The 20,098-nt window shown below is 58.2% G+C and carries 14 protein-coding genes; 10 read left to right on the forward strand and 4 right to left on the reverse strand.

The features are described from left to right. Nucleotides 1-332 precede the first annotated feature (332 nt). A complete protein-coding gene (locus FPY90_RS20375) occupies nt 333-530 on the reverse strand; it encodes a hypothetical protein (RefSeq protein ID WP_007270310.1) in 198 nt (65 codons plus the stop codon). A gap of 446 nt (nt 531-976) precedes the next feature. Between FPY90_RS20375 and FPY90_RS20380 the strand changes: the two genes are divergently transcribed. Continuing rightward, nucleotides 977-2,746: a hypothetical protein gene (locus tag FPY90_RS20380; RefSeq protein WP_498683036.1), complete on the forward strand. Its 1,770-nt coding sequence runs from the start codon at nt 977-979 to the stop codon at nt 2,744-2,746. A 332-nt stretch (nt 2,747-3,078) separates the two neighbouring features. Here FPY90_RS20380 and FPY90_RS20385 read toward each other — a convergent pair whose 3' ends face one another. The 3 genes from FPY90_RS20385 to FPY90_RS20395 form a co-directional block, all read right to left on the reverse strand. Continuing rightward, nucleotides 3,079-7,224 carry a PDDEXK-like endonuclease domain-containing protein gene (locus FPY90_RS20385; protein WP_498683037.1) on the reverse strand — a complete coding sequence of 1,382 codons (4,146 nt, stop codon included), beginning with the start codon at nt 7,222-7,224 and terminating at the stop codon, nt 3,079-3,081. A gap of 558 nt (nt 7,225-7,782) precedes the next feature. Further along, the gene (locus tag FPY90_RS20390; protein WP_498683039.1) at nt 7,783-9,963 is read right to left on the reverse strand and encodes an exonuclease domain-containing protein; all 2,181 of its coding nucleotides are present in this window, start codon (nt 9,961-9,963) and stop codon (nt 7,783-7,785) included. A 91-nt stretch (nt 9,964-10,054) separates the two neighbouring features. Further along, nucleotides 10,055-10,282, reverse strand: coding sequence for a hypothetical protein (locus FPY90_RS20395; protein WP_498683041.1), 228 nt, complete (start codon nt 10,280-10,282; stop codon nt 10,055-10,057). Nucleotides 10,283-10,300: 18 nt separating this feature from the next. On the opposite strand from FPY90_RS20395, the gene FPY90_RS20400 reads away from it, so the two are divergent. From FPY90_RS20400 to FPY90_RS20440, 9 genes are all read left to right on the forward strand, one after another. Then, nucleotides 10,301-11,290: a hypothetical protein gene (locus FPY90_RS20400; RefSeq protein WP_498683043.1), complete on the forward strand. Its 990-nt coding sequence runs from the start codon at nt 10,301-10,303 to the stop codon at nt 11,288-11,290. Between the two features lie 308 nt (nt 11,291-11,598). Then, nucleotides 11,599-11,853 (forward strand): glutaredoxin family protein, encoded by a 255-nt coding sequence (locus FPY90_RS20405; protein WP_498683044.1) that lies wholly within the window; start codon nt 11,599-11,601, stop codon nt 11,851-11,853. Beyond that, a complete protein-coding gene (locus tag FPY90_RS20410) occupies nt 11,850-11,993 on the forward strand; it encodes a hypothetical protein (protein WP_498683046.1) in 144 nt (47 codons plus the stop codon). The genes FPY90_RS20405 and FPY90_RS20410 overlap by 4 nt, the downstream gene beginning before the upstream one ends. Nucleotides 11,994-12,071: 78 nt before the next feature. Next, nucleotides 12,072-12,404 carry a hypothetical protein gene (locus tag FPY90_RS20415; protein ID WP_498683048.1) on the forward strand — a complete coding sequence of 111 codons (333 nt, stop codon included), beginning with the start codon at nt 12,072-12,074 and terminating at the stop codon, nt 12,402-12,404. A gap of 363 nt (nt 12,405-12,767) precedes the next feature. Next, the gene (locus FPY90_RS20420) at nt 12,768-12,917 is read left to right on the forward strand and encodes a helix-turn-helix domain-containing protein (RefSeq protein ID WP_498683050.1); all 150 of its coding nucleotides are present in this window, start codon (nt 12,768-12,770) and stop codon (nt 12,915-12,917) included. A 55-nt stretch (nt 12,918-12,972) separates the two neighbouring features. Next, complete coding sequence (locus tag FPY90_RS20425; protein ID WP_498683051.1) at nt 12,973-15,675, forward strand: DNA methyltransferase; 2,703 nt, start codon at nt 12,973-12,975, stop codon at nt 15,673-15,675. Further along, entirely contained in the window at nt 15,672-17,642 is a 1,971-nt protein-coding gene (locus FPY90_RS20430; RefSeq protein WP_498683052.1) for a DEAD/DEAH box helicase, read from the forward strand. Before FPY90_RS20425 ends, FPY90_RS20430 begins: the two co-directional genes overlap by 4 nt. Then, a complete protein-coding gene (locus FPY90_RS20435) occupies nt 17,639-18,841 on the forward strand; it encodes a GIY-YIG nuclease family protein (RefSeq protein ID WP_498683054.1) in 1,203 nt (400 codons plus the stop codon). The genes FPY90_RS20430 and FPY90_RS20435 overlap by 4 nt, the downstream gene beginning before the upstream one ends. Next, the gene (locus FPY90_RS20440) at nt 18,841-19,929 is read left to right on the forward strand and encodes a DUF8606 domain-containing protein (protein WP_498683055.1); all 1,089 of its coding nucleotides are present in this window, start codon (nt 18,841-18,843) and stop codon (nt 19,927-19,929) included. The genes FPY90_RS20435 and FPY90_RS20440 overlap by 1 nt, the downstream gene beginning before the upstream one ends. Nucleotides 19,930-20,098: the final 169 nt, after the last annotated feature.

A 20,098-nucleotide genomic window follows, 5' to 3' on the forward strand; every position in this document is an offset into this window, starting at 1 on the left:
GATGACTGTGACCGAAGGGGAGCCGTTTCCCGGCAACCACACATCGGCCCACAACGTGGCGCAAACGGACACAACGTGGAGCGGGGAGGGATCCCGCCACTACCAGCCGTCCGATCAGAACTCGAGCATCATCGGTAAGGTCACCGCGCGTAGCCTCGGTAGGCGGGAGCACCGGTAAGTGCTCCTCGGCTGTCGTCGCTTCAGCAGGGTTGACAGGAAAGGAAGGAATCACGATGCCGATATTGTCGATTTCATATGTGCTGTTATCGGCGATTGGAGGGGAATATTTCGTTCGCTGATGCCCATTTCACTCCAGATCCAACGTGAGTTTTCTACGGATTTTTCACGATGTCGATGCGGTGGTCCCCGTGTTGCCAACCGTCTTTCGGATTCATCGCGAACCCTTCCACGTAGACGGTTCCGTCTCCGACGCGGCTGGCCTCGAAGACAAATTGCATGGCTCGCGCCAGTGCTCGGGCATCGGTGACATTCTCGTCGCTAAACTCAATGGCAATTTTTCTCTGCGGCATGGACCAAACTTATCTGGTGGTCTGCAGATCGCGGGCGATGGCACGGAATTGTGGCGTAGCATCGATCCGTCGTCGTACCCGTGGTAGCCGTGGTGTTGTGGTGGGCGTACAGGACGATGCCGACGGTGGTCGTGGGGGTCCCTGGCATACTGGTGTCCCCGGCCATGGAATCTAAAATCTTGGCGCCTTGTGGACTTGCCGAGCATGCTCATGTCCGAAGGCACAAATTCGACCCGGACGCGCAGTAGACTGGCCGAAAAGACCACGTGGGACGGTTGATCCGTCCCCAATCCTTGGGGGAACCAAACTTGATAGAAGTACGCCCACGCTGGGCCAAGACCGTACTTGCGGCTATATCCGCCACTGCCCTCGTCCTGGGCCTGGGAATGGGCCTGGGCGCTCCCGCGGCAGCGGCTCCCATTGCTGTAACGGCGGTTCCGGCCGCAGTGGAAGCCGATGACGGCAGCCAGATGCGGTTCAAGGGAAACCCGGATCCGAAAGGTTTCTTCTGCCCGGACCAGCCAGTAACCGCCGGAGAACTCGGGGACTACTGGCAGTGGGAGCCGACGGCCGCACCGCAACTCGTCTACCAGTGGTACCGCGATGACACCCCGATTGCCGGGGCCAGAACAGACGAATATTGGGTCCAGGGTGTCGATCTGGGACACCGTTTGTGGGTGGAAGTCATTGCGCAGCCGTTGTTCTCCAACACCGGTGCGGTGACGACTCGCGCTGCGGGCACCAAGAAGGAGGTCAAGCCTTGCGCGGCTTACCCCGTAGCACCAGGTTATGCATCGGTGGGTGGAAGCAGCGTTGTCGGTGGAACCGTGGAGATAGACGGCCACATCAGTCCGGGCGTCCATGTCGACTATTACTGGACCCGCGTCGGGGACGGGCAGCTGATTTCCACCGCGTCGCGGTTGCGACTCGGCTTGGAGCACTACGACCAGGAATTCTCCCTGCGTGCCGTTTTCACCAAGCAAGGTGCATGGCCTGTGGAGAGAATTTACCAGACGTTCGGAGTCAGCCCCGCGGACCTAGTGGCCAAGTCTGAATCCACAATCACGGGGGCCCTGCGCACCGGGGCGAAGCTCACCGTAAAGGATGGCAAATTCAATGTAGCCGGGGTCCATCTGGACCATTTCCAGTGGCACCGCAACGGGCAACCGATCAAGGGCGCCACCAGCAGGTCATACACCTTGACCCATGCCGATGCCGGCAAGCGGATGTACGTGACGATGGAGGCGTTCGCGCACGGCTACACCAATATCTCAACCTGGGCAGGGGAGACGACGACGGTTTCCGGCGGCAGCCTGTTGGCCAAGGGCAAGCCGACCATCAGCGGGACCGCCAGCGCGGGGTTGGCAGTCGCAGTGACGAAGGGGTCGTGGAACTTTGCCCCGACGTCGTATTCCTACCAGTGGTACCGCAGCGGCAAGGCGATTAAGGGTGCCACGAAACCCACCTACAAGCTGACCGGCACGGATGTCGGCCGGAAGATCACGGCGAAGGTGACCGCCAAGCGGTATGGATACAAGACGGGATCCGCCACCACTGCCGCGCGGACGGTGTCCAGTGCGGCGATCAAGCCGGTGGGCAAGCCGAAGATCAGCGGGACCATCCGCCGGGGGTCAACGGTCACGGCGACGAAGGGGTCCTGGAACATCACCCCGACGTCGTACGCCTACCAGTGGTATCGCGGTGGCAAGGCAATCAAGGGCGCGACGAAGCCCAAGTACAAAATCACCACCACGGATATCGGCCGGAAGATCACGGCGAAGGTGTCCGCCAAGCGTCACGGTTTCGGGACGGGGTCGGCCACGACCGCCGCGCGGACGGCGGCCGGCACGGCGTTCAAGTCAGTGGGCAGGCCGAAGATCAGTGGCACGAAGAAGGTTGGCTATACGCTGACCGCCAAGCCCGGAATTGCCTCGCCACAGGCGACGTCCTACTCCTACCAGTGGTATCGCGACGGCAAGGCCATCAAGGGGGCCACCAAAAAGGCCTACAAGCTGCGTGCCGCCGACGAGGGGAGCGACATGACCGTGAAGGTCGCCGCGAAACGTGCCCACTATTCGAGCACTTCGCGCACCAGCCATACGGCTGTCGTGGCGTGGGGTCCGGCCCCCGATTCCGGCGGATCCGGCGGGCATTCCTCCGGCAAGGCCCCGAACCGCTGCTACTACCCTGGCGGACGGGACTTCTACTACTGCTAGCGTCGGTGAGGAGGGGTGCCGGCAGTAGCGTGTGACCGTTCTGAGCAAAAAAGCTGAGTAGGTTGTGGTCCACTGTCTTGGACCACAACCTACTCAGGGGGATCGATCTTTTACGGGCGAACGGCGATGCAAGGGGCAGGCCACGTCTCCGTTGGTTCTTGCCGTGATGCGCACAGGGCAAGATATCACCCTGGTGAAACAACGGAAGTGCCACTATTGAATGGGTAGTGGCTCGCCCGAGACGGGAGGAAAGCACCCTGTCATATGGCCCACTTACAGTGGTGGCGGCATTGTTTCAGGGAGGGGCCAGGTGGGGCTGTAAGGCGCAATGGCTATGGCCGGCTTTCCAGAAGGTCGGCGTTTCGTTGTGCTCCTTCGATGGCAGCGACGATATTACGGCCGCGGGAGGAGAAACCGAGTTCTTTCATTGTTGCCAGAAGCTCATCTTCTGCACTGCGGATTTTTCCGTCGCTTCGGATATGCATCACGAGGTCTAGCAACACGCCGGACGGATAGGTTCGTATCGGATTTCCGGGTGTGAAATGTGGTTTTGGCTTGGTCCTCGACTGCTCAATGACCCTCCAGGTTTTCTCAGCAACGTTCGATGGGTCTGGGGTGCTTATCGAAACCTTTATGTCAGGTTGTGTATGGGCAAGGGCTGCCGTTACCGCCTCTTGGACCTTTCGAACCTCGGCTTCGGCATTATTGAACCAGTCGGTACTCCAGATGCGATGGAAAGTCCAACCTCGCCGTTCCAGGAGATCCTGTCGCAGGCGGTCTCGTTCACGGGCAACGTGCCCCGAATGGTACGAAGCGCCATCTGCCTCGATAGCCAGAATGTGCCGACCGAGAAAATCAGGGTGGCGAACTGCAAAATCAATCCGATAGGCTCCCACGCCTACTTGGGCATCAAGCTGGAGGCCTGCCTCCGTGAGCCGATCCCGGACATCAATTTCGAAGGGATTCAGCGGCATGGTGTTATCCGGTCCGCCATGGAGTTCCTTGCCTCCGGAAGAGACAAAGCGCAGGAAGCGGTACATGAGTTTGAAACCTGCAGAAGCATGTGCGTCCTCGGCGATGTCGTCCAGGGTAAAGCTGGATACGAGAGTCATGCGGCGCCTGGCACGGCTGATTGCCACATTGAGCCGGCGTTCTCCTCCTTCCTTAAGGAGCGGACCCCACAAGTACCGCATTTTTCCATCTATGCCTTTGCCGTATCCCACGGTGAGAATAATGGCGTCCCTTTCATCGCCCTGGACCCTTTCAATGCTCTTGACAAAGAAACTCTCATCGTAGCCAGAGAGGGCTGCTTCAAATTCAGGATCCTGAACCCGGGCACGATCGAGGGCCATCTCGATGCGGTTTTGGTGTTTGATACCGAACGCGATCACGCCCAGTGATTCCGTGGGACGCTCTCGAACGTGCTCCTTGACCAACTGAACGACTTTTTCAACTTCCGCAACAGGACTGTTGGTCGTTTGGCCAATGCCCTCACTGGGCTCGACGGCAACGTGCCGGAGGGCATCAAGTGCGTCCGCAGCCGGAAAGGTCGTGAGCGAACCGCTATAGACGTGCGCGTTGGAAACCGCGATCAGCCTTTCGTCCCGGGAACGATAGTGCCACAGAAGACTCCTCGACTGGCCCACCAAGAGCCGCTCCATGGCGAAAAGGATGCTCTCGGCGTCCTTCGTAAGGGAACCCGTTGGCCTGCTGGGCTTGAGCGCCGGTTCTTCAACGGCATTCAGAGCGCCGTCTTCCTCCGGGCCTGATTCATCTGGGCCGTTTCCATTTGGTAGTTCCGGCAGGTCTTCAAGAACCTTGCTGAAGAACTCGGTGGGGGGAAGCTGCCGACTGTCACCGGCAACGATGGCCTGGTTGGCGCGCAGCAGAGCAGGGATCGCGTCGGAGGGCTTGATCTGGCTGGCCTCGTCGAAAATCACGACATCAAAACACTGCTCAGCGGGCAGGAGCCTCGAAACCTGCAGCGGGCTCATCGCCCATACGGGCTTGGCTGCACGGATGACGGTGGGTGCCTCGCTAAAGAACGTTCGGACGGAACGAAAGTTCCTTTTTTTCGTCAGTTCCGTCTTGAGTGTGGCGTGTTCCTCTGGGTGATGATCCAGGGCAGTCTTTAGGCGCTCCGCGACGAGGCGCCGAATGCGGGCAGAATTTGCAGCCATGTGGTCCATGTCGGAGCGAATGAATTTTCTTCTCGCTGACTCCAGCTCGCGGCCAGAGACACCAGCGAGCCCGGGGTCGGTCATTTCCGCATCTTCGAGAATCGACGAGTACACGACCCAGCGCAGGACCTCAGAGGGCCGGCCCCCCAGGTGTCCGTGTTGCGCCATGTCGGCACGGATGCTCCCGACAACAGTCGCCAGCCCCGCCTGTGAAAGCCGGGCTTCGAGATCGAACGCGCGGGGGAAATTCATGCGCGCCGGGTGATTTGCAAGTGACTGCAGGAACGGTGCCAGGTCAGCGAGGAGCATCTCATCGAAATCGATGTGCTGAAGTGCTGCCTGAAGCCGGGCGAGCCTGCCCCGGAGCGACTTTGCAGCGTCCACAAAAAGGAGATGGTCAGGTGTTGCTTGAGCTACGCCGTGGCCGTTCCACGTGTCTCGAATGTGGACTGCCCGAATAATCCATTGGTGAATCGCTGCACGGTCGAGGGCTGGGTTCAACGCTGCAGCTTTTTTGTTGAACTGGCGTCGTTCCTTCCAACTAAATCGTTGCGCGGACGCCTTCTTGAACGCCCTGTCAGTGGCACACAGCAGACCGTGAAGTTCGTCGCTGGTGCGTTCCAAGGAAAGTGCTTCCGGAACGGCATTCTGGACAGCAGCCAGCTCTTCGATCCGTGAAACCAGGGCATCGATTTCGGGCCATTTGGAAGGGGACGGAACCCCCATGTCCGCACAGGTTTTCGCCAGCGACGCGAGAAGCGAGGGAACTTCGGTTGCGGACATGTCCCGAGCAACATCGGTTCCGTTGCTAACAGCCTCGCGGGTGTTCACGGCCTGGGGATTCCAGCCCGGTGACAGGTGCCACTGCGGTTCAAGGGCACCGAGCTCCAACAGATTATCGAGAGCCGCTTCAAATTCGGTCAGGCTTGATGCTGTCCATGTGGTGAACGTTGTCGCTGGCAGTCGGATCTGGCTCCTGGCAGCGGGCGGGATGCCGGGAAGTTGCGAACGCAACCATGAAACAGAAACGCCCCACCCTCGGGTGGGCTTGGAAAGTGCGTCATTGTGGCTCACAAGACGGTCGCGAGACTGCGTCATAGTGAATTCCAAGGCGGCCACGTCGGGTACACCCGTGTTCTGTTGCAACTCCAGAACATTTCGGAGCTCATCTGCGACAAAGCGTCGGGACGAGGAAGCTGCAAATAGATCGAGCACCAAATGCTCGAGGTGCGCGCCCTTGAGCCTGTCCAAGACAGCGGTAATGGCCGCCCGCTTCTGGGCTACGAAGAGCACTTTCTTGTCTGCGGCCACCAACGATGCAATGGTGTTGGCGATTGTTTGGCTTTTCCCTGTTCCAGGGGGGCCCTGAACTACCAGGCTGCTGCCGCCAACCGCAGCGTTGATCACATAGCTCTGGCTGGAGTCGGCATCGAGAATAAGAAATTCGGCATCAACCGGGGAGTAATCAGGTCCCGACTCGCGAAGATCCAGCTTTTGGCCCCTGATACGGGAAGCTGCAGCAGGATCTCCGGCCAGGGCTGAAACGAGATCGGACGATGCGAGAGCCTCAAGGTTGTCGATGTCAGCGACCATGGGCTGCTTCAGGTAGGTAAATGCGCCCAGATAGTGATGGGACTCGATTCTGAAATCAGCAACATCCCTGCACGCGGCTTCTATCGCCTTAAGCATTTCATTCGCACTCTGTGGGGATCCGTTGTCGAGGTCAAGGATTGATTCTTCGTCCAGGCGAAAGCGGTCCGCATTCATGACGTGTACGAGCACGCTATTCAGTGAGAAGTCTTCATCAAGACGCAGTTCCCACGAGTCTTGGGCACCTCTCTTGCGTGAAAGTTCCAGCGCGCGCAGAAGCACCGGGGCGGAGGGAAGCGTGTAGTTTCGCTTCTTTGCGTTTCCCTCTCCCGGATTTGCTGCTTGGTCGGCTTCTGCAGCAATGATGGCTTCGCTTGCCGTCGGATCCCATGTGGCGGTCCCCACGGCCATGAATGCCACGGGAACCCCGAATTCTTCCTGGGCTTCGCGCTGCTTTCGGGCAAGCGCAGTGCAGGCCCGTTGCGCCTTTCGCAGAGATTCGGCATTCACAAAGAGCTCATTGAGCCGAACCGTTTTGCCGGAATAGAGCTTGGCGGATGCCGATTCAGGCATTGCGTCGAACTGTATCGTCGACGCATTCGGACGGAAATAAAGAAGTCGGTTGTTTCCACCAACGTCAATCAGGGACGTGCGCCACTCGTTGGACGCTGTAGTAATGGCCCTGGAAACAGACTCCTGCATACTCATATCCAAACTTTTTCGATAGGTGGCGGATATTGCTTAACGAATCCTCCCAAAATACTCTGAAGCATCTTGATCCTGAAAAGCATGTCCTGAAGCGAAAGTACATGCTGTTCGCGCTTTAAGACCGTCTTCAGAATCCGTGATCGGTACAGTTGGCAGCCGCCCACAGGGATTGCTTACCTTGTGCGGACCTCCGCCCCGGCGACGCCCAGGAGATCTGTACGCCGTTCACGAACCGGCCCGAGACCAAGGAGGTCGGCTCCCAATCCAAAGGATCAAGCAGCGCCACGGCGTGAACGCCGGCGGGCCATGCCGGGAGGGGATGAAGGCCGGCCCCGACTGGGCGATGCGCCGGGAGAGAGTGTCCGCGCGGAGACAAAATTGAATACGAGACGCTGACCAACCACAAGAACGCCACAGAGTACGCCGAGTCTCTGCCTGCCGAAACCTGACCCCGGAGTAACGCATCAGCTACTCCCTGCCGATTGACAGGGAGTTCCACTAGCCCCGACGTACTGGCGTCTTAGAACAAAAATAAACTAAGAAGCGCCATACGCCGCGCTAAGGGGATTCCAGCGACCCTGCCCCGAGGGAACTCTGCGCACGTGTCACCGCCACGTATGCCAGTCGTCTTTCGTCGGCCGCGGCTTTGTCGCCCCCACGTTTCATTGCCATCTCCACAGACCCCTCAAAATCCTGGGAGATTTGCACCGACTCCCAATCGAGGCCCTTGGCCTTGTGTGCGGTGGAAATCACCGGGATGCCTGGGGACACGGGGACGGTCTTGGCGATGGCTTCGGCGAGGAACCTTGTTCCGTGGCCTTCAACCAGGGAAACCCACGTGGTCAAATCGCTTCGTCCCCGGAGGGTGAATTCACGGACCTCGGTCCAGGTGGAGAAGTTCCGCAAAAATTGGTGGGTTGCCGATTGTCCGGCCTTCAGGTGTTCTGCGCTCTTGATGAAACCGAGAACATGGGCCGTATCCATTTGAAGTGCTACCTGGTTACCGCGCTTCTGCATCTCCAGGAGCTCGTAGAGGGCACCCTCGTTGGTACGGGTCAGGAGTGCCGCCGGGTGTGACGCACTCTTGAGCGTTGAGATGCGGCCAGGGTTTCCCTGCAGGAAGTGCTTGGCGCCCAATGTGGTGAGCCACTTGTTGGCTATTTCGGCTATCTCGGGTCCGAAGCGCCAGGACGTTGTGAGGGGCAGCTCGTGCCGGGTCTTGATGGAGGGCAGTGCGTCGGCTCCACCCGCAAATCCATAGATCGCTTGGTTGGAGTCACCGACAAAGACCTTCTTGAGGTGGGTCTGGCGCTTGAGGAAGCCCGTCACCGCGGGGCTGAGATCCTGGGCCTCGTCGACGAAAAGCATCCCCCCGGGGCTGCCGATCTTGGGCCTGGAGAGAAGCCAGAGCTTGAGGTAGTGGTCATGGGTAATGGGGACGTGGCGGTTGCGTGGATCGATCGCTTGGTCCCAGTATTCCTGGGCAAAGAGGAGCACCAGCTGACCGGCGTCCTTGCGCAGTGAAACCGGCATGCGTTCGAGGCTTTTGGTGGCGTGCTTGCGCAGAATTTGGGTGCTGTCGCTTTGGCAGAAGTAGGCCACGGTTTCCATGGCCATCCGGGCAAGTTCCTGGGGGCCGCATGCTGCGGACAGGTCCGCGCCGCCCAACCCCTGGATCAGTTTTCGGTCCGTGGTCCCGAGGCGCTGGGCGATCAGCCGGGGAGGTTCAAAACCCAGGTTGAGCCGATCAAGCAGGGGAGACTGGGCCTGGGCCTTGAGGGTTTGGAAGGCCAGTGAATGGATGGTTGAGGCGGCCACGTGCTGCCCGAATTTTCCCTGTGCGTCTCGGGCGATGGCCTGGTTGTAGGCCAGGTAGGTGATGGGGGCCGTGGTGGATTGGGCGAGATATTGGAGCGTGGAGGTCTTTCCGGTTCCTGCGCCGGCCAGGACCTTGATGTCGCCCTCGCTGTGGAAGGCATCGTAGATCGCCAACTGTTCGCGGCTCGGACTCCACGACGGCCCTCCGTCGAGGCCCTTTGGTTGCGGATACTTGGACTTGTGGCGGTGCTTGGGGACCGGCTTGGTGCCCGGACCCGCCTGGGAGGCCAGCTTGGTGCCCGGACTCGGCTGGGGGGCCGGCTTGGTGCCCGGGCCCGGCTGGGGGCTCTTGCCTTGGGGTTCTTCGGCGGATCGAACGAGTTTGACCGCCACCTGGGCACAGGTCTCGGCATCGGCCAGGGCACGGTGGGCGGTCTCTTGTTTGACGCCAAAATAGGCGGCGAGGGTGGCGAGCTTGTGGTTGGGTGCATCCTTGACCAAGCGGGCCGCCGCGCGATACGTGCAGATACCCCTAAACGGGGCAGGGGAGAGGCCCGCTGCCATGAATTCTTCGGTGAGGAAACGATTTTCAAAGGACAGGTTGTGGGCCACCACGACTCGGTTGCCGATGAAGGCGATGAGTTCGGACAGGACGCCGGCGATGGGTGGCGCTCTTCTGACTTCTGCCTCGGTGATGCCGTGGATGTGTGCACCCCAGTGGACGTATCCGGATCCGGGGAACACGATCTTAGACAGTTTTTGGCTGATACGTCCGGAGCCATTGAATCGTACGGCGCCGATCTCGATGATGCGTGCGGATTTGGGCGACAATCCCGTGGTCTCGATGTCCAGGGAGACGAATTCGGTCTTGCCCCTGAGCTCGGAGGCGACCTCTTCCAGTGCGAGTACTTCACAGAACATGGATCCCCAATTCAATGCACGCTACTCTTCGGGATCTTTGACGCCCTGGCCGAGGTAGAACACTCAATGGTCCAGGTGATGAAGGGTCTGATTACCTGCCATCATTACCGTCTGCCTCATTAGAGCGGCTATTCCGTTCGTCTTGCCTCATATAGAACGCCTGCTCTTCTTCCTGACGCTTCTTAGCTGCCTTGCTATCGGCCTTAGTCATATAAACCACTACGATCACAATAGCTATGACTATGAAGACACTAAGGGTGCCAATATCTACCCCACCCGATGCCGCAACTTCTGCCTCTGGACCTTCACGGAAAGCCAAGCTCAAATTACTGGCCCAATGAGTCAACATACGATCTCCAATCCAGAAACATGTTTCATCCTGCTGTCACGCTACCGGCAATCCATCAGGGTTGAACCATCCCCCGGTTATGGTCTGAATATGTACAACACAACAGGGCGCCTCAGCAAGGACGTCAAATACCCCAAAACCTCTCTTGGCCAGTACCTGCGCAGCACCTTTCCCCATGTGAAGCCACTGCAGGCTGAATACAAGGCCCGTGCCGGCGACCTCGCCATCGACTCGATGGGAGCAAACGCAAGCAACGTCGGCACGGCTCTCGATCTGATCATCCGGCTGATCATCGAGCCTGACGAGACGCCGATGTCGGCCCTCATCCTCTTTCCGTTGAATACGAATTACCACGAGGTTGTCAACGAGTTGGCGACAATCGTTGGTCGGTCGGCCGACAGTGATCTCGCCGCCCGGGCCGCCTGGGGCCTCGCGCTCTGCGTCAGTGCATACCGGGCCGGTGCGGCATGGGCCCCGCTCGTCCCTGATCTGGTGCATGGCGGCGAATTCACCGTGGACATGATGCTTGAACAAGCCGATGATGCAGCCGTCGCGGAATTGGTTGCATTGAAGGAGCTCACAGAGGAACGCCTCATGGCGAAACTCAGCGGTCCGTTTAGCCTCGGCCCCACCTTTGATCTCTCCAAACCCGGCCCGAACCAACGTATCGCCGCGGAAGGTGACCTTGTAGCAGGAGGATTGCTGCTCGACATCAAAACCATCCTCGCTCCCAAGAACAAGGCAGGGCTCCGCCCCGATGTACTGAAACCGGATAACGTCTATCAGCTTCTGGGCTACGCACTGCTGGATTACACCAACCAGTACAACATCGACCGGTTGGGCATCTACTCGGCTCGCTACGGCACGCTGACCGAGTGGCCTCTCGAACACGTCACTTCGCTGCTGTCCGGCCGAGAGTTCGATTTCCCCGCGGCGCGCCAAGACGTGTGGGACATGATGCAGCAGGACCGCGTCTAGCGTGCTGCCACGTCCCATCCTTCGGTTAACCGCCGCACATAGGCGACGCAAGGCAACCGAAGCCCCGGGGGGCCTCGATAACCTGCCGCGGCCGGCACCCGGCACACATAAGCCAACCCTCCTGAACCGGGCCAACCTGGGCAGCAACAGAGTCCAACAGCGGGCATTGACGGCCAAAATAGGCACCAAATCTCGGACGTTCACTGGGCATGGAAAACGGAAAAAACCCACGGAATATCAATGCAAAGCATTAGACCCTCATTTGAGGGTGGAGTGATGGTACATCGAAAGAGCTGGAGGGCAGAGCAATGTCGATCACCATCTACACCAAACCGGCATGCTTCGGATGCCGCAAGACGGCGGAGAAATTCACCGAGGCTCACATGGATTTCACCGAAGTGAACGAGACCCAGCAGCCGGCGGCACTGGAATACGTCACAGAGGAACTTGGCTACTCCCAGGCCCCCGTCGTCGTGGTCGACGACGACTTCCACTGGTCCGGCCTGAACCCAAACAACATTGACCTGGCCATCAAACTGGCCAAGGAAGCGGTAGTCAGGTGAGCGCAAAACCGGCGGCAGACGGAACACCGCAAAAACGGCTGAACTTCGACGTTCCCAAAGAACTCGCCAACGAGTTCAAGGCCTACGCGGCACTGCAAGGCAAAACCCAACGGGAAATCGTCATCGCGTTCATGCAGTGAGGTGCACGGCGTGCTGAGAATGAGAAGCACATACCGCTGAATCAAAGACGTCCAAATACGAATAGAGAAAAAACTGTAATGAGCGAATTGAATCCATGGACCGTTTATTCTGCCGGGATGATCCTCCTGGGCAGTATCTTGGGTGCGATTGGTGCCTCATCCCTTTATTGGTTCAAGAGGAATCATGACAAGGTCTTGCAAGACGCGCAATCACCTCGTGGGAGCAACAAAAAGACACGTAAAGCAAAGTCGGACCCGGCAAAACTGGAACTTAAAGAGCGGGAACTAAAGAAGGATAGTTACACCCTCTGGGGGTGGTGCTCTGTAATCGTTGGGTCCATCTCCGCTTTGTTGGCTGCCTTCTATCCCGATGCTACGTGGGCGGCTGCGTGGCAAGCTTTCTGGCCGTAAACGATCGGCCTTTCGGGGTCCGCTTGATATTTTTCAAGGAAGCGATGGCGCGCCAGCAGATGCTCTACTGAAAAAATCCACCAAAACCTCACCAAGCCGAAATGGGTTATGCGGTTCTCTGGCTGATTTGAAGGGTAAATAGAAAACTTGATGGCCTCCTGTCCGGTCTCAATATTCTTGGCAACGTTGACTTGGGAGCCCTACAGGACACCTTGAAGGCTGCATAAGATCGGTCAAACCCGGCTTAACCGGGTCTGACCGTTACAATCGAGGTATGCGCCCGCTTTCGGGTGGAGTAATAAAGGGAGGACACCTGTGACCGCGTCTTGGTTATCAGCCGACGACATAGCTGCCCACCTCGGCGTGGCAAAAGACACTGTCTACACGTGGATCGCGGAAAAGAGCATGCCCGCCCACAAGATTGGCCGCCTGTGGAAGTTCCAGGTCAGCGAGGTCGACGACTGGGTGCGCGGCGGCGGGGCGGCAATGCCGGAACGTGAAACACGAGAATGAGTCGATCAATGTCCGTGGCCACTGCTGTGATGAGGAACGTTGTAGAAGGAGTGGCATGGTAAAGCTCAACCTCAAGGCGATCGAGGAGCGCGTCGCCCCGCTGGGCAGGCGCGAGTCATACGACCGCGAGTTCATCTTCGAGCTGTTGCTCGCCTACGGCCGCTCCCAAGGCAACGTCACCCGACTTCGCAACGGCTCACTCAACGTCGCCAACGACAAGTCGTGCGAAGTTGCTCAAAAGAACGTCATCTACTTCCACGAAACGACAGGCGACCCGCTTGCCGTGATCGAGGAGTTGCGGACCTCGCCGACCGTGGTGCGCTACAACACCCGCTTCGTCATCGTCACCGACTACACCGAATTGCTCGCCGTCGACACGAAGACCGGCGAGAACCTCATGATCCCGATCCGGGAGATCGACAAGCACGTTACGTTCTTCTTGCCCTGGGCGGGCATGGAGAAAGCTCAGTACGTTGGTGAAGCCCACGCCGACGTCAAGGCTGCCGAGCGAATGGGCAAGCTCTTCGACGAGCTGCTGACTGCGAACCCGCATCTGCTTGATGCGTCGCCCGGGCGCCATGGACTCAACATTTTCTTCACCCGGTTGCTGTTCTGTTTCTTTGCCGAAGACACCGGGATCTTCACCGAGAGCCAGTTCACCAACGCCGTCGGCTCCCACACCCAGGCCGACGGCTCCGACGTCGCTGATTTCCTCACCGCGCTCTTCACCGCTCTCGACACTGAGCATGCGAGTGACAAGCCTGCTTACCTGTCGGGTTTCCCGTTCGTCAACGGACGACTCTTCACCATGGACCCCGACCACGTGGTCCCGGTGTTCACCAAGAAAGCTCGAGACCTGCTGATTGAGTCAGGCACGCTGATCTGGCGAGAGATCAACCCCGACATTTTCGGTTCGATGTTCCAAGCGATCGTCACCCCTGGAAAGCGCTCGGACCTAGGGCAGCACTATACCTCGGTGCCGAACATCCTCAAGACGATCGAGCCACTCTTTCTCGACTCGCTCAAGGAAGAGTTTGACGCTGCCTACAACGCGCCGAAAAAGCTCGAAGCGCTCCTGGCACGCATCAGTAAAATCAAGATCTTCGATCCCGCTTGTGGCTCGGGGAACTTCCTCATCATTGCCTATAAGGAATTGCGACGCTTGGAACACGCGATTCTGCAACAACTCACCAACATTGATGCCAAGCACCAGGTGCTCTACGCCGAGTCGAAGATCAACATTGAGAATTTCTATGGGATCGAGATCGACGACTTCGCTGTTGAGGTAGCGATCCTCTCGCTCTGGATCGCCAAGCACCAGATGAACTCTGAGTTCAAAGAAAAGTTCAATCTCGCCATCCCGTTGATTCCGCTGAAAGAGACTGGGCGGATCCAGCAGGGCAACGCCACTCGCGTCGACTGGCTGCAAGTTTGCCCGAATGACGGGTCCGAGGAGATCTACCTCATCGGGAACCCACCTTACAAGGGCGGAAAATCTCAGAACAAGGAAATGAAGAGTGATTACCCGTTCGTTTTTGGGAAGCGTCCATACTCCAAGGATCTCGACTACATTGCACTCTGGTTCATAAAGGGAGCCGACTACATCAAGGGTACAAAGGCCGAGCTGGCGTTCGTCACGACAAATTCGGTTTCTCAAGGCGAGCATGTTGGCCTGATGTTCCCGATGATCTTCGAGATGGGCCTCGAAATCGGGTACGCCTACACTTCGTTCAAATGGCAGAACAACGCTAAACGAAACGCAGGGGTGACTGTCGTTGTCATCAACCTGCGTGTAACCCGTCCTAGCGCTAAGTACATTTTCACCGGAGGCCTCCAGATTAAGGCGGAGAACATCAACGGCTATCTCGCTGATGCACCCTCGGTATTCATTTACCGCCGAACACGCGCTCTAAGTGCATCGATGCCTCGTATGGTTCTGGGCTCAATGCCAAAGGACGGCGGGCATCTTATACTCGACCCGCACGAACGCAAAGACCTTCTGGCGAATGTCCCCAACGCGGAGAAGTTCGTAAAGCGCTACGTTGGCTCCGCGGAGTTCATCAACGACATCGAGCGCTACTGTCTGTGGATCACCGACCGTGAGCTGGGTGAGGCGAAAGCAATTTCCTTGATCGCTAAACGTCTCGAATCTGTTTCGCTATGGCGGCGCGAGAGTGTGGCGGCGACGACCGGTGACTATGCGGCATTCCCGAATCGGTTCAAGCAGAACTCATTCAGGCCAACAGAATCGGTTATCGTGCCACGCGTCTCTTCCGAACGCCGTGATTATGTTCCTATCGGGTTTCTCGATGCTGAGACGATCATTTCTGATCTGGCCAATGCCGTGTACGACGCTGAGCCCTGGCTCTTCGCCCTATTGACGTCGAAGATGCACATGGCGTGGCTTGCAGCTGTCGGCGGACGGATGAAGACTGACTACCGGTACGGCGCCTACATCGTCTACAACACTTTCCCGGTGCCGCCACTTTCCGACTCCTTTAAGGAGAGACTCACAGTTGCGGCGCTTCGAGTACTAGACGTGCGTGAGTACCACTGCGAAAAGACACTCGCTGAGCTCTATGACCCAGACCTCATGCCCGCAGATCTTCGAACCGCGCACGCTGATGTGGATTCGATTGTGGACTCAATCTATTCCAAGCGCGGATATGAATTGGATGAGCAAAGATTGTCGGACCTCTTCGGTATGTATGAGGCGATGACACAAGCGGAAGCATCGAAGGGGAGCAAGAAGAAGTGAACAAGCCACTCAATGTTGTTGATGTGACGTACGCCCAGACGGGCGCGTCGGTGAACACGGATGCGATGGGGATGCGCGAAATGCAGCAGCGCGTCTTCGTCAAGCGAGATGCCCAGCACCTGTTGGTCAAGGCGCCGCCCGCTTCAGGTAAATCCCGTGCGCTCATGTTTGTTGCCTTGGACAAGCTCTACAACCAGGGCCGCAAGAAGGTCATCGTCGCGGTACCGGAACGATCGATCGGCGCCTCATTCTCCTCGACGAACCTTACTGCCCATGGATTCTTCGCTGATTGGGAGATCAAGCCGGAGCACAACCTCTGCACACCAGGCTCCTCTCTGGGCAAGGTCGCCGCGTTCATGAAGTTCCTTGAGGGTCCGGACGCGACGCTGGTCTGTACGCACGCCACGTTGCGGTTCGCGTTCGAGAAACTCGCGCCCGAAGTTTTCAACGGAACCGTGCTCGCGATCGACGAGTTCCACCATGTCTCTGCCGACACCGAAGCCAACCGGCTCGGGGCGCTGCTGCGTGACGTCATGAACGGCTCCGACGTGCACATCGTCGCGATGACCGGTTCCTACTTCCGTGGCGACTCTGTTCCTGTGCTTTCCACGGATGACGAGGCGAAGTTCACTCCGGTCACATTCAACTATTATGACCAGCTCAATGGGTATGAGCACCTCAAGTCGCTTGGCATCGGTCACCACTTCTACCAGGGGCGGTATACCGACGCGATCGGCGAAGTTCTTGATCTCGATAAGAAGACCATTCTCCACATCCCGAACGTGAACTCGGGTGAATCCACGAAGGACAAGATCGAAGAGGTCGGGTTCATCATCGACTCGATCGGCGAGGTCATCGACACCGAAGATACTGGGATCATCCGGATCCAACGCCGCGACACCGGTGAGATCCTCCGGGTCGCGGACCTGGTCGACGACGCGGACCAAAGGAAGCGCGCCGAAACCCAGCACTATCTCTCCACTGTTGCTTCCAAAGACCGCGACGGAGTCGACATCATCATCGCGCTGGGAATGGCGAAGGAAGGATTCGACTGGCCGTTCGCCGAGCACGCCCTCACCGTCGGCTACCGAGCCTCACTAACCGAAGTCATCCAGATCATCGGCCGCGTCACCCGCGACAGCCCGGACAAGGCGCATGCCCAGTTCACTAACCTCATCGCCCAGCCCGACGCGGCCACCGACGAAGTCAAATACTCGGTGAACAACATCCTCAAGGCGATCACCGCTTCACTGCTGATGGAGCAGGTGCTGGCACCGAATTTCACGTTCAAGACCAAGACCGGCAACGACGACGCCCCGAAGCCCGGCGAGCTGCGGATCAAGGGTTTCAAGGAGCCCTCCACCGCGCGGGTCAAGCAGATCGTCGAGACCGACCTGAACGATCTCAAGGCCACGATCCTGCAGGACGACACCTTCGCCAAGGCCGCCGCAGGCAGCCTAGACCCCGAGGTGACCAACAAGGTACTGATCCCGAAGATCATCCGCGAGCGATACCCCGACCTCAACGACGCCCAGGTCGAAGAGGTACGCCAGCAGGTCGTCGTGGACTCCGTCATCAAGAACGGTGAAGTCCGTGAGGTCGGCGACAAACGATTCATCAAGATGGCCGAAAAGTTCGTCAACATCGACGACATCGACATCAATCTTATCGACTCCGTTAACCCTTTCCAGCGTGCGTTCGAGGTCATGAGCAAGTCGGTCACGCCGAGCGTGCTGCGGATCATCTCCGACACGATCACCGCCACCCGCATAGAGATAAACGAGGAGGAAGCCCGGGTGCTGTGGCCCAAGATCCAGATCTGGCACAAGGTCAATGGTCGCAAGCCCGACGTACGCAGCGACGATCCGATCGAGAAACGGTATGCCGAAGCGCTGCTGTTCCTGCAGAGGAAGAAGCAACAGCTCCTCGCGGCCCAGCGAGCAACACAGATGGTTGACCAGTCATGAGCACCCCCGAGATAGAAAATCCCAACAACGGAGCCCCTGCACCAGGGGAGGACATGCAGTGGATCATCGATTCCGACGTCGACGGGCTGCTGGATCTTCCCGAGAAACCGAAGAAAGTGACCTCCAACGACCGGCTGGAGCGTGCCTTCCTTGAGATCGTAGAATTCCGCCGTATGCACGACAGAATCCCCAGTTCGACGACCCGTGAAATTGCCGAGCGCAAACTCGGGGCCCGACTTGACGGGATCCTCGCCGACGAGCAGAAGAGCGGCGCCCTAAAGCATTTGGATGAGTCTGGCCTCCTGGAGATTCCCGATACCCCAACTTCGATCGACGACCTGCTCGACAGCGATGACTTTGACCTGCTTGGCGATGATTCAGGGTTGCTGGACATCTCCGATCTGCCGGCCCGCGCGCGCCGCGTTGCACCGGAAGAAGTGGCCACGAGAGTTCGGTCCGAAGACTTTGCGCAGTATAAGCACCTCTTTGTGCAGAAGCATGCGGAGCTAAAGGCTGGCACGTCGAAGCTCATGAGATTTGCCGAGGCTGGTGGACAGCAGGCAATCCGGGAAGGGAGATTTTTCGTTCTTTCCGGAGTCATGCTTTTCGTGGCGGAAATTACGGATCCTCAGCCGGCTCTAGGTGTGCGGACCCGGTACAAGCCACGCACCCGGACGGTCTTTGAGAACGGCACAGAGTCGGGACTCTTTCGACGTTCCCTGGCCGGACAGTTACTGGAGCAGGATGGCTATGCCGTCGTGGACGCGGGTCCCGCCGAGATTTTCCCCGATGATGAGGCCACCGGGTACGTCTACGTCTTGCGTTCGTTCAGTGAAGATCCCTTAATCTCGAACAGGGAGAACCTGTACAAGATTGGCTTCACTCGCGGTTCCGTGGAAAAGCGGATCGCGAATGCCGAGAAAGAGGCAACCTATTTGATGGCCCCGGTCCAGATCGTTGCCACTTATAGAACCTACAACCTCAAGGTATCTGCTCTTGAGGACCTCCTGCATCGCGTCTTCGCAAAAGTGCGGCTGGATATCAACCAGGTTGACGGAAAAGGGCAACGGTATGACCCTGCGGAATGGTTTGTCGCACCGTTGAAGGTCATTGACCAAGCAATCAACATGATCATCTCCGGCGACATCGTTGACTACAGTTACGACGATGCGACCCACCAATTCGTGGAGCGTGGCTGATGGGCGTTGAAATGGGGTTGTGGCGTGCCGACGGCGAAAAGCTCACTCGGATCACACCGACGGCGATCGGTCTGGAAGCTCATCTGGAGTCTTACATCGAATCCGATCCGGCGATGCTGGGCGAACCCCTTCTTATTGTCGGGCGACAGGTTCCGACGGCACATGGCGGTTTCATAGATCTCTTGGCGATCGACGAAAACGCGGCAGTCCATGTAATCGAGCTCAAGCGTGACAAGACGCCCCGCGATGTCACCGCACAAACTCTTGACTATGGTTCCTGGGTAGCAGCTCTGGGCCGCGCCGAGGTCATCAGTATCTTCGCCACTTATCGGCCGGGCATCGCGCTGGAGGAAGCCTTTGTCGAACAGTTCGGAGGTACGCTGCCGGAAGAAGTTAATGCAGCCCAGTTTTTCAAGATCGTTGCAGCATCCGTCGATGCCGCGACCGAGCGCATCGTCCGGTTCCTCAACGAGGACTTCGGTATCCCCATCAACGTGGTCTTCTTCCGACACTTCCACGACAATGGATCTGCATACCTTGCCCGAACGTGGCTCGTCGAGCACGATGCACAATCCATTACCCCGACCGGGGCAATACGTAAGACGAAGTCGCGCGAGCCATGGAACGGCCAAGACTGGTACGTCTCGTTCGGAGACTCTCCTGACGGCAGACAGTGGACCGACGGCATGAAATATGGCTTTATCTCCGGCGGCGGTGACAAGTGGTTCTCTCGGACGCTGAAAAACCTCACCCCTGGATCGCGCGTCTTTGCCTGCATCCCCAAGGTTGGTTATGTCGGCGTCGGCACTGTGCTTGGCTCAGCGAAGCGGTTTGACGAAACCACAGTCCTGCATGACGGCAGCGAGGCTGCATTGATAGCGCTTCCTTTGACAGGGACATACCGCCACGACGGCGATCGAGACGACGACGTCGCGGAATGGGCTGTGCCGGTTGAATGGACGCACGCCGTCCCCCGTGAGCAGGGATTCTGGAAGCCCGGTATGTTCGCCAACCAGAACACGGCTACGAAGCTGCGCAACCAGTTCACTATCGACCAGGTCTCCGAGGCATTCAGACTCGACGATTAAATGGTTCGCCCCTCTCATCTTCCGGAAGGGTGGGACGAACGAAGGAGAATTGGTCTTGCGTCGCGGCTACCCAAGTATGTTAGGCGCAACCGCACTTCGGCCCGGAGTTGCCGAACGCAGCCAACCGTTATTGTGAACGATATGGGGAAATACCCACAGCGAAGAGGAA

The sequence above is a fragment of the Arthrobacter sp. C2 genome, assembly GCA_024207135.1.
GTDB lineage: Bacteria > Actinomycetota > Actinomycetes > Actinomycetales > Micrococcaceae > Paeniglutamicibacter.

Bases quoted from the DNA above. Each gene is read 5' to 3' on its own strand.
- FPY90_RS20425 (WP_498683051.1), top strand. From the start codon at position 12,973: ATGGTAAAGCTCAACCTCAAGGCGATCGAGGAGCGCGTCGCCCCGCTG.
- FPY90_RS20405 (WP_498683044.1), top strand. From the start codon at position 11,599: ATGTCGATCACCATCTACACCAAACCGGCATGCTTCGGATGCCGCAAG.
- FPY90_RS20390 (WP_498683039.1), bottom strand. From the start codon at position 9,963: ATGTTCTGTGAAGTACTCGCACTGGAAGAGGTCGCCTCCGAGCTCAGG.
- FPY90_RS20385 (WP_498683037.1), bottom strand. From the start codon at position 7,224: ATGAGTATGCAGGAGTCTGTTTCCAGGGCCATTACTACAGCGTCCAAC.
- FPY90_RS20375 (WP_007270310.1), bottom strand. From the start codon at position 530: ATGCCGCAGAGAAAAATTGCCATTGAGTTTAGCGACGAGAATGTCACC.
- FPY90_RS20400 (WP_498683043.1), top strand. From the start codon at position 10,301: ATGAGTCAACATACGATCTCCAATCCAGAAACATGTTTCATCCTGCTG.
- FPY90_RS20435 (WP_498683054.1), top strand. From the start codon at position 17,639: ATGAGCACCCCCGAGATAGAAAATCCCAACAACGGAGCCCCTGCACCA.
- FPY90_RS20415 (WP_498683048.1), top strand. From the start codon at position 12,072: ATGAGCGAATTGAATCCATGGACCGTTTATTCTGCCGGGATGATCCTC.
- FPY90_RS20440 (WP_498683055.1), top strand. From the start codon at position 18,841: ATGGGCGTTGAAATGGGGTTGTGGCGTGCCGACGGCGAAAAGCTCACT.